The sequence below is a fragment of the Polaromonas glacialis genome (assembly GCF_000709345.1).
In the GTDB taxonomy this organism is placed as follows: domain Bacteria; phylum Pseudomonadota; class Gammaproteobacteria; order Burkholderiales; family Burkholderiaceae_C; genus Polaromonas; species Polaromonas glacialis.
The window spans coordinates 3,021,562-3,033,254 of the sequence record NZ_KL448323.1; the positions used below are offsets into that span (position 1 = coordinate 3,021,562).

At 64.2% G+C, this 11,693-nt stretch carries 10 protein-coding genes and 1 tRNA gene; 5 read left to right on the plus strand and 6 right to left on the minus strand.

Translation table 11 applies throughout. The features are described 5' to 3' along the window. Positions 1-271: 271 nt before the first annotated feature. Positions 272-2,032 (plus strand): hypothetical protein, encoded by a 1,761-nt coding sequence (locus EC86_RS27075; protein ID WP_029526482.1) that lies wholly within the window; start codon positions 272-274, stop codon positions 2,030-2,032. Positions 2,033-2,145: 113 nt separating this feature from the next. On the opposite strand, the gene EC86_RS0114805 is transcribed toward EC86_RS27075, so the two are convergent. Beyond that, positions 2,146-2,221: transfer RNA gene (locus EC86_RS0114805), tRNA-Arg, on the minus strand. A 196-nt stretch (positions 2,222-2,417) separates the two neighbouring features. Between EC86_RS0114805 and EC86_RS0114810 the strand changes: the two genes are divergently transcribed. Next, positions 2,418-3,314 (plus strand): c-type cytochrome, encoded by an 897-nt coding sequence (locus EC86_RS0114810; RefSeq protein ID WP_029526483.1) that lies wholly within the window; start codon positions 2,418-2,420, stop codon positions 3,312-3,314. A gap of 103 nt (positions 3,315-3,417) precedes the next feature. On the opposite strand, the gene EC86_RS0114815 is transcribed toward EC86_RS0114810, so the two are convergent. The 3 genes from EC86_RS0114815 to EC86_RS0114825 are packed head-to-tail and all read right to left on the minus strand — an operon-like array spanning position 3,418 to position 5,737. Then, positions 3,418-3,978, minus strand: coding sequence for a DUF2946 family protein (locus tag EC86_RS0114815; protein WP_029526484.1), 561 nt, complete (start codon positions 3,976-3,978; stop codon positions 3,418-3,420). Positions 3,979-4,015: 37 nt separating this feature from the next. Beyond that, positions 4,016-5,275, minus strand: a complete 1,260-nt coding sequence (locus EC86_RS0114820) for a YheT family hydrolase (protein ID WP_232229900.1) — start codon at positions 5,273-5,275, stop codon at positions 4,016-4,018. A 15-nt stretch (positions 5,276-5,290) separates the two neighbouring features. Next, positions 5,291-5,737 (minus strand): YybH family protein, encoded by a 447-nt coding sequence (locus EC86_RS0114825; protein ID WP_029526486.1) that lies wholly within the window; start codon positions 5,735-5,737, stop codon positions 5,291-5,293. A 131-nt stretch (positions 5,738-5,868) separates the two neighbouring features. Here EC86_RS0114825 and EC86_RS0114830 point away from each other — a divergent pair, with 131 nt between their 5' ends. Genes EC86_RS0114830 through EC86_RS0114840 form a run of 3 tightly spaced genes read left to right on the plus strand, consistent with a single transcriptional unit; the run spans position 5,869 to position 7,946 of the window. Beyond that, positions 5,869-6,468: a LemA family protein gene (locus tag EC86_RS0114830; RefSeq protein WP_029526488.1), complete on the plus strand. Its 600-nt coding sequence runs from the start codon at positions 5,869-5,871 to the stop codon at positions 6,466-6,468. Between the two features lie 16 nt (positions 6,469-6,484). Further along, positions 6,485-7,408, plus strand: coding sequence for a TPM domain-containing protein (locus EC86_RS0114835; protein WP_029526490.1), 924 nt, complete (start codon positions 6,485-6,487; stop codon positions 7,406-7,408). Positions 7,409-7,415: 7 nt separating this feature from the next. After that, on the plus strand, positions 7,416-7,946 hold the full coding sequence (locus tag EC86_RS0114840; protein ID WP_029526492.1) for a TPM domain-containing protein: 531 nt from the start codon (positions 7,416-7,418) through the stop codon (positions 7,944-7,946). Positions 7,947-8,055: 109 nt separating this feature from the next. On the opposite strand, the gene pdeM is transcribed toward EC86_RS0114840, so the two are convergent. Continuing rightward, entirely contained in the window at positions 8,056-8,742 is a 687-nt protein-coding gene (gene pdeM / locus EC86_RS0114845; protein WP_029526493.1) for a ligase-associated DNA damage response endonuclease PdeM, read from the minus strand. Further along, the gene (locus EC86_RS29940; RefSeq protein WP_232229902.1) at positions 8,742-11,693 is read right to left on the minus strand and encodes a ligase-associated DNA damage response DEXH box helicase; all 2,952 of its coding nucleotides are present in this window, start codon (positions 11,691-11,693) and stop codon (positions 8,742-8,744) included. The genes pdeM and EC86_RS29940 overlap by 1 nt, the downstream gene beginning before the upstream one ends.

An 11,693-nucleotide genomic window follows, 5' to 3' on the forward strand; every position in this document is an offset into this window, starting at 1 on the left:
GCTGTGCTTCAGTACGCTCTACCCAAAAATTTGACTGAATTTCCTTTGCATGACCCGCCCAAGTAGGCGGCCAGCACTCTGCTACGTCACCTCAAGGGGAAATATTTATCACCACAGCGGTTAACAAAAGGATTGCGACTGGATGTAAAAAAAGTAGAGGGCGGCACAGGGATTTGGCATGCTCAAGCCCCGTCATCATTGGATCCGCTGAATAACTTTTGTCAGCCTTATCCTGATTTGACGACCTTATCCGTTTCCCTAGGAGCATGTGATGAACAAAACAGTTTTAGCGGCTTCGCTCGCTTTGGCCCTTACGGTTAGTGTGGTTGGCAAGGCAGCCCATGCCCAGCAATCAGTGACTTCTGCAGTTGGCCAAGGCATGTCCAGCGTGAATGTTTCGACTGTGAGCGCGACGCTTGTACCCCAGCCACCTACGCTGGTAAATACCACGACTGCTGATTATCAGGATTTGAAGACTTCCAGCGCGCTCGCTGATGGCGGCTATCTGTTGGTGTGGGACACCACCACCATGAACCCGGCACGAGATGGATCGCGCTTTTACCTCCAACGCTTCGATAGTGAAGGCAATAGGGTAGGCGGTGAAACCCGACTGCAGCTCACTGTTCAAGACGGCTCCATTGCCGTGCTAACCAACGGTGACATCGTCGTCGCGTACAAGGGTGCACGGGATGCGCAAGGCAAAGTAATCACGTCGCCTAACGCTTCATCTGGTGCATTTATTCAGAAGTTCAATGCCAGCGGCATTCAAATCATGCCGGAAACCGCTGTTGCCACAACCTTTGGAACTTCTACCACCTATGGCTTTGTAACGGTCGTGCCATTGACAGACGGGGGCTTCGTGGTCAGCTGGACATCGCGAGACGAGTCCTCAGGCACCGTAAGGAACAGTTTTTCCGCTCAGAGTTATAACAGTTCGGGCCAACGCAGCGGCAGCCCTGTCGTGCTGTCAGCCGACAGCTTTCCACCTTCGAGGCCCATCGATTACTCGATTCAAGCGTCTCCTGATGGGGGATACCTGGTTTATAAGCGCATGATTGACACCGCGAACTCCTCGGGATGCTTCGGTGCAATGAGTGAGCCAACGATTACGTCAGTGTCTTATTACGACAAGAACCTGGTTCCTAAACAAATACTTGCGCCGACCCATTGTGGTATTTTGATGCCGTTAAAAGGCGATCAATACATGATGTTCGGCGCCAATGCCACCGGCCCCTACAGTCAATTGATTGATGGCAATGGCAGTTTGGTCGGTCCGCAAAAACCGATAGCAGCCAGAAGTGAATTCAGAAACCCGGAGTTTACGATCTTCACTGGAAGGACCGTGCTGGTCGATGGAAGCTATTTGCTGTTCTGGTACTCGGGTGCGAGCGGCAACAAGGGTCAAAGGTACACCAGCAAGGGCGACCCGATTGGGGATGTCTTTACCATTGCCGCGACGCCCAAGAACATCTTGCCACTGACTGGCGGCAGTGTCACAGTGGCTTGGTCTGCATCCAATGAGATCGCCAATAATCTGCTTGATGTCTATATGCAGCGCTTAAACAAGCCCGAGGCGGCTGGCTGCGCAGAGTCGGCTGCCTGGGTCCTGGGCCAGCAGTACGTCGCCGGCGCCCGAGTTACCTATACCGATGGCCTCACCTACGTCGCCAAGTTCGCCAATCCGGGTTACAACCCCACCATCAGCACCTTCTTCTGGGCTCCGGTTGCTTGCTGCACCAAGCCGGCTGCCTGGGTCAGGGGCCAGCAGTACGCGGCCGGCGCCCTCGTCTCCTACTCTAATGGCCTGCCCTATGTCGCCAAGCTCGCCAACCCCGGCTACGACCCCACCATCAGCACCTTCTTCTGGGCTCCTGTGGCTTGCACCAAGCCGGCTGCATGGGTCTCGGGCCAGCAGTACGCCGCCGGCGCCCTCGCCACCTACTCCAATGGCCTGACCTATGTCGCCAAGTTCGACAACCCGGGCTACGACCCCACCATCAGCACCTACTTCTGGGCTCCTGTAGGTTACTGACTGGCTTGCTTGCTTGGTTGCTTTCTTAAGTTAGCACTGCCTTTGTAGCAAGGCGATGCAGCAGACGAAAAAGAGAAATAAAAGCCCTTTTCAATCAAGGACTTATGTAATGTTGGTGCGGCTGGCGGGGATCGAACCCACGACCCTTGGCTTCGGAGGCCAATACTCTATCCACTGAGCTACAGCCGCAACGCTGAAAATAAACGACTTTCGCCAAAATCCGGAAGCTTGAGGCGACTGACCGGCTTGGACAAGCAAAACCGGGCATAACTACGGATTCTATCAGCCGGCCCGGACCACGTCAGGATTTCCATGGCCCCCGCTATAATGCGAGCCTACTGAAGCAGCCCGCAACAGTCCCCGACTTTCTGTTTTTGAGGACGCCATGAGCGCAAACGATCACACCACGGCCCATGAAGAAGCCCACACGGGCCCGATCAAAACCCCCAAGCAGTTGCTGGCAGCGGTTTTTTTCTCTTTTGTTGTTCCGGTTTTTGCAATTATCGGCCTGGTTTACTACGTCGCCTCGGCCGACAAACCCATGGCCGGTGCCGACGATGGCGGCCGCGCCATTGCCGAGCGCATCCAGAAAGTCGGCATGGTTGAAATCCGCGACGCCAACCGGCCCCTTCGCGCAGGCGAGGAAGTCTACAAAGCCCAATGCATTGCCTGCCATGCGGCGGGCGCGGCAGGCGCTCCCAAGTTCGGCGACGCCGCGGCCTGGGCGCCGCGCATTGCCACCGGCTACGACATGCTGCTGACTTCCGCGCTCAAGGGCAAGGGCGCCATGGCGGCGCAGGGCGGCGGCGACTTTCAGGACGTTGAAATCGGCCGCGCCGTGGTGTACATGACAGCCGCCGCAGGCGGCAAGTTTGCAGAGCCCGCCGTGCCAGCAGCAGGCGCAGCGGATGCGCCCGCTGCAGCGGCGGCTCCGGCCATGCCGGCGGCGCCTGCCGCGGTGGCCGCTGCCACGCCCGCGCCATCAGCAGCGCCCGCCGCCGCAACGGCGCCTGCCGCAGCGGTCCAGGTGGCAGCCGCCAATCCAGGCGCTGGCGAAGCGCTTTACAAACAGGCTTGCGTGGCTTGTCATGCCGCAGGCGTGGCCGGCTCGCCCAAGTTTGGCGACAAGGCAGCCTGGGCGCCGCGCATCCAGACCGGCATTGACGCCCTGACCGCCAGCGTCATCAAGGGCAAGGGCGCGATGCCACCCAAGGGCGGCTCTGCCGGCTCGGACGCAGACATTCGTTCAGCGGTGGTCTACATGGTGAACGCTGCCAAATAAACACAGCAGCATCGCAAACCAGAAAAGCCGGTCACTGACCGGCTTTTTTTCGTAAAAATTCAATGAAAATGACCGTTTACGCAAGCTGCGCAAGCATATACTGCTATGCTTTTTGGGTAGCTTGCGGGCTGGAAACATAGCCGAACCGTGCCGCCAAGGCGCTTGTTTCCAGCTCCTGCGGCACCCACAAGCCCTGCGCCACCGCATCGGCGGCATGCGTCATGTCCTGGGTGTGGACCAGGCCGAAGCCCAGATCGGTCTCCAGGTAGAGCCGGCCCTGCTCGTCAAGCACGCAGCGCTGGACGCGCGCGGGCTGGCCGGTGTGCGCCGTCACGCCAAAACCGGGCGCCGGATTCACACGCCAGATGAAGGGCGTGGCTTCAAGCTCCACATAGACGCGCTGCGGCCCGTTCTGGAAAAACCAGCGGCCGCTGGCATCGCTTTCGTAATTGCGCTGGATGAAGTCAATGAGCTTTTCGTGCTGTAGCAGCGAGCCTTTGCTGGCAGCGTGGCTGTCACCCTTTTTTGCCGGCGCAAAAGGCCCGGCGGCCTGCGCCTGGTCGTCGCGCATATACCAGTTGCCGCGCGCATCCAGCCCGAGCCAGCCGAAGCAGTCGGGAACGTTGGGCCACTTGGCAATCGCTTGTCGAACAATGTCATCCATGGGCTTATTTTGCGCTGCTTTGCCAGCCTTGGGCATTTCAGGGGCATGCCACGGCCTGAAGCTGCGCGGCCAGAAAGTCGGCCACGGCCTCGGGCATGGCGCGCACATGCGCAGGAAAACCGGACGACGGGAAGCCGACATGCCCGCCTTGCGCCGGCTGCCACAGCGTCACGTCGGGACTGACCTCGGCGCTCCCGGGCAGGCTGCCGGGCGGGATGAAGGGGTCGTTCAGGGCATTGAGCGCCAGCGCGGGAACGGCAATCCGGCCCAGATGGGGCTTGGCCGAGGCCCGCGCCCAGTAGTCGTCCACCCCCTTGAAGCCATGGAGCGGCCCGGTGAAAACATGGTCGAACGCATACAGGTCGCGGGCCGCCAGGAGCGCCGCACGGTCGAACAGGCCGGGGTGCTGGGCCAGCTTTTGCAGCGCCTTGGGGACCATGGTCTTGAGGAACATGCGGGTGTAGACCTGCCGGTTGAAGCCACGCCCTATGGCCCGGCCGCTGGCGGCCAGGTCAAGCGGCGCGCTGACCGAGGCAATGGCGACCACCACCTGGCCGGCGTCCCGGCCCATTTCGCCGGCCCAGCGCATCAGCGCATTGCCGCCCAGCGAGACACCGACCGCCAGGACCGGCCCGTGGTGCCGGCTGGCAAAACGCCTGAGCAGCCAGTCGATCTCGGCAAAATCGCCCGAATGGTAGGCGCGCGGCGCCAGGTTCATCTCGCCCGAGCAGCCGCGAAAATGCGGCACGGCGCAGGCCCAGCCCCGGCGGCCCGCCACATCGGCAAAGGCTTGGGCATAGTGGCTGCCAGAGGAACCTTCCAGCCCGTGAAACAGCACCAGCAGCGGTTGTTCCGATGCCTTTTCGGGGCGTACCGAAGCACGCGCATCAGGACCGTTCAAGCCAGGGCCGCAGAACCGGCTTTGCCGGGCTGCAGGCGCAGCGACCCCCTCTGGGGGCAGGAAGCTACACGAAGTGAGCGACCGTGGGGGCGCAACATTCAACAGCGAACCACACGCAGCGGGGAGCGTGGAGGCCATTTCCCCACCAGCAGGGGCCGCGGAACCGGCTTCGCCGGGCCGCAGGCGCAGCGCCACCCCGGGGGGCAGCGAACCACGCGCAGCGGGGAGCGTGGGGGCATCATCCAGCCAGTCCACATCGACAAAGTCGCTATCCGGCGTGGCCCAGCGCTCCCGCTGGAACACGGGCGCCAGCCCGTCAAAGCGCCGGGCGCGCAAAGCCGCCCAGATGGTTTGCATATTCCCGTCGGGCAGCCACCAGGGGGCGCCGTAGTTCATGGCCGCATGCACCGGTCAGTGAAGCAGCACGGGCGATTCGGAGACTTCCTGCAACTCGTGCAGGCTGCCGGGACTCGCATGGTGCGCTACCATGCGCCAGCCCTGCGCCGTGAGCAAGTACACATTGGTGGCCAGCACATAGGCATGGCGCGGACCTTCTTCGGTCAGCACTTCGATGCGTTCGAGCACGCTGTGGACGCTGGCGCCCAGCGACTGCACCCGGCGCACCTTGAGGGGCTGCACGCGCAGCGAGCCGTTGGCAAACATGGCGTCGAACGCGCTGCGTATGGCGCCGGCGCCGACCAGCCGGGAGCCGCCCGGATGCACGCAGACCATCTCGTCCTCGTCGCCCCAGCAGGCCATGAGCTTATCGATGTCGCCTTGCTGCAGCGCGTCGTAAAACGCCGCTTCGGTTTCGTCGGGGTTGCCGGTACTGGCAGGGAGTGCTTTGGGTTTTCGCATGGGGACAATCGAATCAGTCAGAGGATGGGCGCAAGGGACCCGGTCCGGAATTGTGCGCCTGTCCGGCAAAAACTGGAGGGATCGCCCCCGGCTATGGTAGTGTTGTGGCTTGAATTTTTGGAGGCATTTTCATGACATTGCGTTTATTCAGCCTATCTTTCGCCGCCCTGCTGAGCCTGCTGCTCTCGGGCTGCGGCTACAACCAGTTCCAGAGCCTGGACGAGCAGACCAAGTCGGCCTGGTCCGAGGTGCTGAACCAGTACCAGCGCCGCGCCGACCTGGTGCCCAATATCGTCGCCACGGTCAAGGGCGAAGCGGCTTTCGAGCAGGACACGCTGACCAAGGTGATCGAGGCGCGCGCCAAGGCGACATCGATCCAGGTGACGCCCGAGACGCTGAATGACCCGGCCGCCTTCGCCAAGTTCCAGGCGGCGCAGGGCGAACTGGGCAGCGCGCTGAGCCGGCTGATGGTGGTCAGCGAACGCTACCCGGACCTGAAGGCGAACCAGGGCTTCCGCGATTTGCGGGTGCAGCTTGAAGGCACCGAAAACCGCATCACCGTGGCGCGCAACCGCTACATCCAGACGGTGCAGGAATACAACGTGCTGGCGCGCAGCTTCCCGAACAACCTGACGGCCATGGTCTTCGGCTACAAGGTGAAACCGAACTTTGCGGTGGCCAATGAAGCGCAGATATCGACGCCGCCGGTGGTCGATTTCAACAAGAAATAAGCGGCAAGGGCTGTCCATGCGGTTCCGTTTCCTTTTACAGGCACTGTTACTGGCGGTCTGGCTACCCTTCGCCAGCCTGGCCGCCTGGGCGCAGGGTGGCGTGCAGCCCGTCCCGCCACTGACGGCGCATGTGATGGACGGCACCGGCACGCTGACAGCGGCCCAGAAGGCCGCGCTGGAAGCCAAGCTGACGGCTTTCGAGCAGTCGCGCGGCGCGCAGGTGGTGATGCTGATGGTGCCCACGACCCAGCCCGAAGACATTGCCGCCTATGCGCAGCGCATCGGCGACAGCTGGAAAATCGGCCGCAAGGACATCGGCGACGGCCTGCTGCTGGTGGTGGCCAAGAACGACCGCACGGTACGCATCGAAACCACCAAGGCGCTGGAAGGCGCGATTCCCGACCTGGCGGCCAGCCAGATCATCGAAACCGCGCTCACGCCGCGCTTTCGCCAGGGCGACTTCGCCGGCGGCCTGGACGCGGCCGCCGACCAGATCATGGCGCGCATCACTGGCGAAAAGCTGCCGGCGCCGCAGCAGGGCAATGCTGGGCGCGGTAGCGACGGCGGATTCGACTGGACGACGCTGGCGGTTTTCCTGTTTTTTGCCGTGCCCATCGGCGGGCGAATTTTGTCGAGCGTGCTGGGCCGCAAGCTGGGTTCGGTGGCCACCGGCGGCGCGGTCGGCGTGCTGGCCTGGCTGTTCACCAGCAGCCTGGTCATCGGCGGCATCGCGGCAGTGGCCGGCATGGTGTTCGCGCTTATTTCAGGACTTGGCGGCGGCATGGGAGGAATGGGCGGCCGGTCTTCGGGCTGGGGCGGAGGCTTTGGCGGGGGCGGTTTCGGTGGCGGTGGATTCGGCGGCGGCAGCCGTGGCGGCGGAGGCTTCAGCAGTGGCGGCGGCGGCAATTTCGGCGGCGGCGGGGCCTCGGGCAACTGGTAACGGACTTATGAACAAGCTCACCCTGCTCCTCAAGCACCTCTGGCTCGATGTCTCCGACACCCGGCGCGCGATTCCGCCCGACATGGTGCATCGCCTGGCCGAACGCGTCGGCGCCAGCGAACAGCGCCACAGCGGCCAGATCCGCATCTGCGTCGAGTCGTCGCTGCCCATGAGCTACCTCTGGCGGCTGAATGGCGAAACGTCGCTGGCCGAGCTGATCCGGCAGCGCGCCGTGACGATGTTCGGCAAGCTGCGCGTCTGGGACACCGAGCACAACAACGGCGTGCTGGTCTATGTGCTGCTGGCCGAGCACGCGATTGAAATCGTTGCCGACCGGGGCCTGCGGCGCCATGTCGGCGACAGCCACTGGCAGGCGGTGGTGGAGCACATGGCCAGCGCCTTCCGTGAAAGACGCTATGAGGACGGGTTGACGCAGGCGCTGGAAGAAACCTCGGCGGTGCTGGTGGCGCATTTCGAGCGGACCGACGCGTCCCCGGACCATCCCAACGAACTCCCGGACACGCCGCTGCTGCAATAAGCCGCGCCGGATGGCCCCTCCGTAAACGCTACTGTTTCAATAGCTGCTTGCGCTTGCGGGGCGTGCGCAAAAGGCATATTTCATTCATAAATCCTGCCGCCGGCGGCTTTCAGCGCCCCGCCGGCACGCGCCACACGGCCTGGCCACCCACGGCATACAGGGTGCGCCCCGGCTGGCGCTCGACCTGCCAGCCGCCGGTGAACTCGCCAAACGCCGGCAGCACGGCGCAGCGCTCGTCAAAACTGAAGCACGGCAGCCGCAGATGGTCGCGGCCCGGCCCGCGCAACGTCAGTGCCGGATGCAGATGGCCTGCAATCACGTAGCGCGCCGCAACTTTCTGCGGATGGTGGCAGGCGGCGAAAGGCCCGATGGGCCACGGCTCATCGACCGTTTCGATGTCCAGTAACAGCGGCGGATCGCCGGCACGGCTGTCATGGTTGCCGCGCACCAGCACGCAGGGCAAGGCCGCATGGCCTTGGCGCCAGCCGGCCAGTTCCGCCAGCAGGGAAGTCGTCCTGGCCTGCGCCGCATGCAAAAAGTCGCCGAGGAACACCAGCTGCGCCGGCTGGTAGTGGTGCAGCAAGGCACTGAGCCGCGCCAGGTTTTCGCGCGTGGTGCCAGCAGGCACCGGCTGGCCCAGGGCCCGGTAGGTCGCCGCCTTGCCCAGGTGCAGATCGGCCACCCACAGCACCCGCCCGGCAGGCCACCACAGCGCACGCTCGGGCAGCAGCCACAGCATCTCGCCGGCGCATTCAATCGCCAGCGGGCGGCCCGGTGCAGCTTGTTCGGCCAGCATCACAATCCAGGCCTGCGTCCCTTGGCGCGGCCAGCCGAGGGACGGGACAAGGTGTCCTGGGAAAACGCCACCGACAGACGAACGTTTTCGACGGCGGCGTCAGCGGCGCCGCTGGCCTTGCCTTCATTCTGATGGCCCGCCGGACCGTCAGCCGCCTGGTCGAGCTGCGCCACCATGCGCGCAATCCGGTCCGCCAGGCTTTCGTTCGACAACTGTTCCCGGAAGCGCTCGACCATCAACGGAAAGGCAAACGGCGTGGGCCGGTCCAGCACCTGAAGCTGCAGATGCTGGCGTTTCATGCGGGCCAGCGCTGCCTGCAAACGGCCAATGTCGAGCTCCTGCGACAGCAGTTCCTGCTCGGCCTGCAGCAGCAGCCGGTTGGCCGGGTCGTATTTCCTGAACACCTCGTAAAACAGCGACGATGAAGCCTGAAGCTGCTTGTTGCTGCGCTTTTCGCCGGGGTAGCCTTGAAAGACCAGACCCGACACGCGGGCAATTTCGCGGAACCGGCGCTGCGCCAGTTCGCTGGCGTTCAGGCTGGCCAGCACTTCAAGAAGTAGGCCGCCACGCTGAATGTGCTGCCCCCATGGTCGCTCACTGCGTGTAGCTTCCTGCCCCCCGGCGGGGACGCTGCGCCTGCGGCCCGGCGAAGCCGGTTCCGCGGCCCTTGCTTGCTGAATCGTGTCGCTCCCACACTCGACTGGCGGGTGGGTATCCGGGTTGAGCACTTGCGGCAGCAGCGCCGGCCAGTCCACCTCGGTGGCGCTGAGCAGCTCAAAGCCATAGTCGTTCACGGCCATCGAAAAAGTTCGCGGCGCATGCTGCGCCACGCGCCAGGCCAGCAGATTGGCCAGTCCCAGATGCACCTGCCGGCCGGCAAACGGATACACAAACAGATGCCAGCCTTCGCGGGTTTGCAGCACTTCGGCGAGCAGCCTGTCGGGCGTCGGCAGGGCGGACCAGCGCTGCTGGATTTCCAGCAAGGGCCGCATGGCTTCAAGTTCAGGCGTGTCATAGCGCCCTTCCTGCGCCAGCGCCAGTTGCCGCACCACCGCATCGGCCAACGTGGCGGACAGCGGCAGCCGGCTGCCGCTCCAGCGCGGAATGGCCGGGCGCTTGCCCGTGGCGCGGCGCACCCAGGCGGTCATTTCGTGGATGCGCACCAGCGCCAGCAGCCGGCCGCCAAACAGGAAGCAATCGCCGGGCTTGAGCCGCGCGGCAAAGCTTTCTTCCACGGTACCGATTCTTGCGCCGCCGACATACTGCACCGCCATGCTGGCATCGCTGACGATGGTGCCAATGTTCATGCGGTGGCGCCGCGCCAGCCGGGCATCAGGCACGCGCCACACGCCCTCCCCGTCCGGGACGGCTCGCCGGTAGTCCGGATACACCGCCAGCGACGGGCCGCCCTGCGCGACAAAGGACAGGCACCAGTCCCAGTTTTCGCGCGACAAGCCGGCATAGGCCGCCGCGCCGCGCACTTCGGCATACAAGGCATCGGGCACAAAACCGCCGCCCAGCGCCACCGTGACCAGGTGCTGCACCAGCACGTCGAGCGGCTGGTTGGGCGAGGTGCGCGACTCGATGTGGCCGGCGGCAATCGCCGCCCGCACCGCCGCGCCTTCGGCCAATTCAATGCCGAGCGTGGGCACCAGCGTGATGCGCGACGGACGGCCCGGCGCATGGCCGGATCGGCCGGCGCGCTGGAGCAGCCGCGCCACGCCCTTGGGCGAGCCGATCTGGAGCACGCGCTCGACCGGCAAAAAATCAACGCCCAGGTCCAGGCTGGAAGTGCAGACCACGGCCTTGAGTTCGCCGTTTTTCAGGCCCAGCTCGACCCATTCGCGCACCGCCCGGTCGAGCGAGCCGTGGTGCAGCGCAATCACGCCGGCCCAGTCGGGCCGCGCCTCCAGCATCGCCTGGTACCAGAGCTCGGCCTGCGAACGGGTGTTGGCAAACACCAGCGTGGTGCCGCTTTTGTCGATTTCCGCGATTACCTGCGGCAGCATCGTCAAGCCCAGGTGGCCGGCCCAGGGAAAGCGGTCGGTGCGTTCGGGCAGCAGCGAGTCGATGACCAGTTTTTTGGGCACCTGGCCCTGGATCAGCACGCCGCCGTCATGGCCGAGCAGCGTGTGCATGGCTTGGTGCAAATTGCCCAGCGTCGCCGACATGCCCCAAATGGATATGGCCCCCACGCTCCCCACTGCGTGTGGTTCGCTGCCCCCCGAGGGGGCCGCTGCGCCTGCGGCCCGGCAAAGCCGGTTCCGCGGCCCCTGCTGGGTTGGAGCGCTTGTGGTCTGGTCCATCGCTCTCGCACTATTCCATGCTTTGAGCCGTGCAAATGCCAGTTGCACCTGCACGCCGCGCTTGTTGCCGAGCAGTTCGTGCCATTCGTCAACCACGACCATCCGGACACTGCCAAGCGCCTCCTTGGCGTCGGCGCGCGCCAGCAGCAGCGACAGGCTTTCGGGCGTGGTGACCAGCACCGTCGGCAGCCGCAGGTTCTGGGCGCTGCGTTCGCCGGCCGCCGTGTCGCCGCTGCGCGCGCCAGCGCTCCAGGCGATGAAACGCGGCGTTCCGTCGTCGTTCACGGCGGCGTTCAGGATGTCCAGCGGCTGCTGCAAGGCGCGCAGCGTGTCGGCCGCCAGCGCGCGCATCGGCGTGATCCACAGCACGGTCAAAGGGGCAGTTTCCGGTTTTTTCGGCTTTGCTATATATTTAATAGCTGCTTTCACCCGCCCCGCTTGCGCAAGGGCACTAAAAGACATCAAGGCACCGAGCCAGACCGCGTAGGTCTTGCCCGCGCCGGTCGTGGCGTGCAGCAGGCCCGAGCGACCCTCGGCAATGGCCTTCCAGGCCTCGCGCTGGAACTTGAAAGGCTTCCAGCCGCGCTCGGCCAGCCAGGCATTGAGCGCCTGCTTCGCCTGTGCGTTCGCCGACGTCTTTGCCAT

Excerpts from the sequence above, each read along its gene's own strand:
- EC86_RS0114825 (WP_029526486.1), bottom strand. The coding sequence starts at position 5,737 with ATGCGAAAACCCAAAGCACTCCCTGCCAGTACCGGCAACCCCGACGAA.
- pdeM (WP_029526493.1), bottom strand. The coding sequence starts at position 8,742 with ATGCTGGCCGAACAAGCTGCACCGGGCCGCCCGCTGGCGATTGAATGC.
- EC86_RS0114815 (WP_029526484.1), bottom strand. The coding sequence starts at position 3,978 with ATGGATGACATTGTTCGACAAGCGATTGCCAAGTGGCCCAACGTTCCC.
- EC86_RS0114810 (WP_029526483.1), top strand. The coding sequence starts at position 2,418 with ATGAGCGCAAACGATCACACCACGGCCCATGAAGAAGCCCACACGGGC.
- EC86_RS0114840 (WP_029526492.1), top strand. The coding sequence starts at position 7,416 with ATGAACAAGCTCACCCTGCTCCTCAAGCACCTCTGGCTCGATGTCTCC.
- EC86_RS0114835 (WP_029526490.1), top strand. The coding sequence starts at position 6,485 with ATGCGGTTCCGTTTCCTTTTACAGGCACTGTTACTGGCGGTCTGGCTA.
- EC86_RS29940 (WP_232229902.1), bottom strand. The coding sequence starts at position 11,693 with ATGGCAAAGACGTCGGCGAACGCACAGGCGAAGCAGGCGCTCAATGCC.
- EC86_RS27075 (WP_029526482.1), top strand. The coding sequence starts at position 272 with ATGAACAAAACAGTTTTAGCGGCTTCGCTCGCTTTGGCCCTTACGGTT.
- EC86_RS0114820 (WP_232229900.1), bottom strand. The coding sequence starts at position 5,275 with ATGAACTACGGCGCCCCCTGGTGGCTGCCCGACGGGAATATGCAAACC.
- EC86_RS0114830 (WP_029526488.1), top strand. The coding sequence starts at position 5,869 with ATGACATTGCGTTTATTCAGCCTATCTTTCGCCGCCCTGCTGAGCCTG.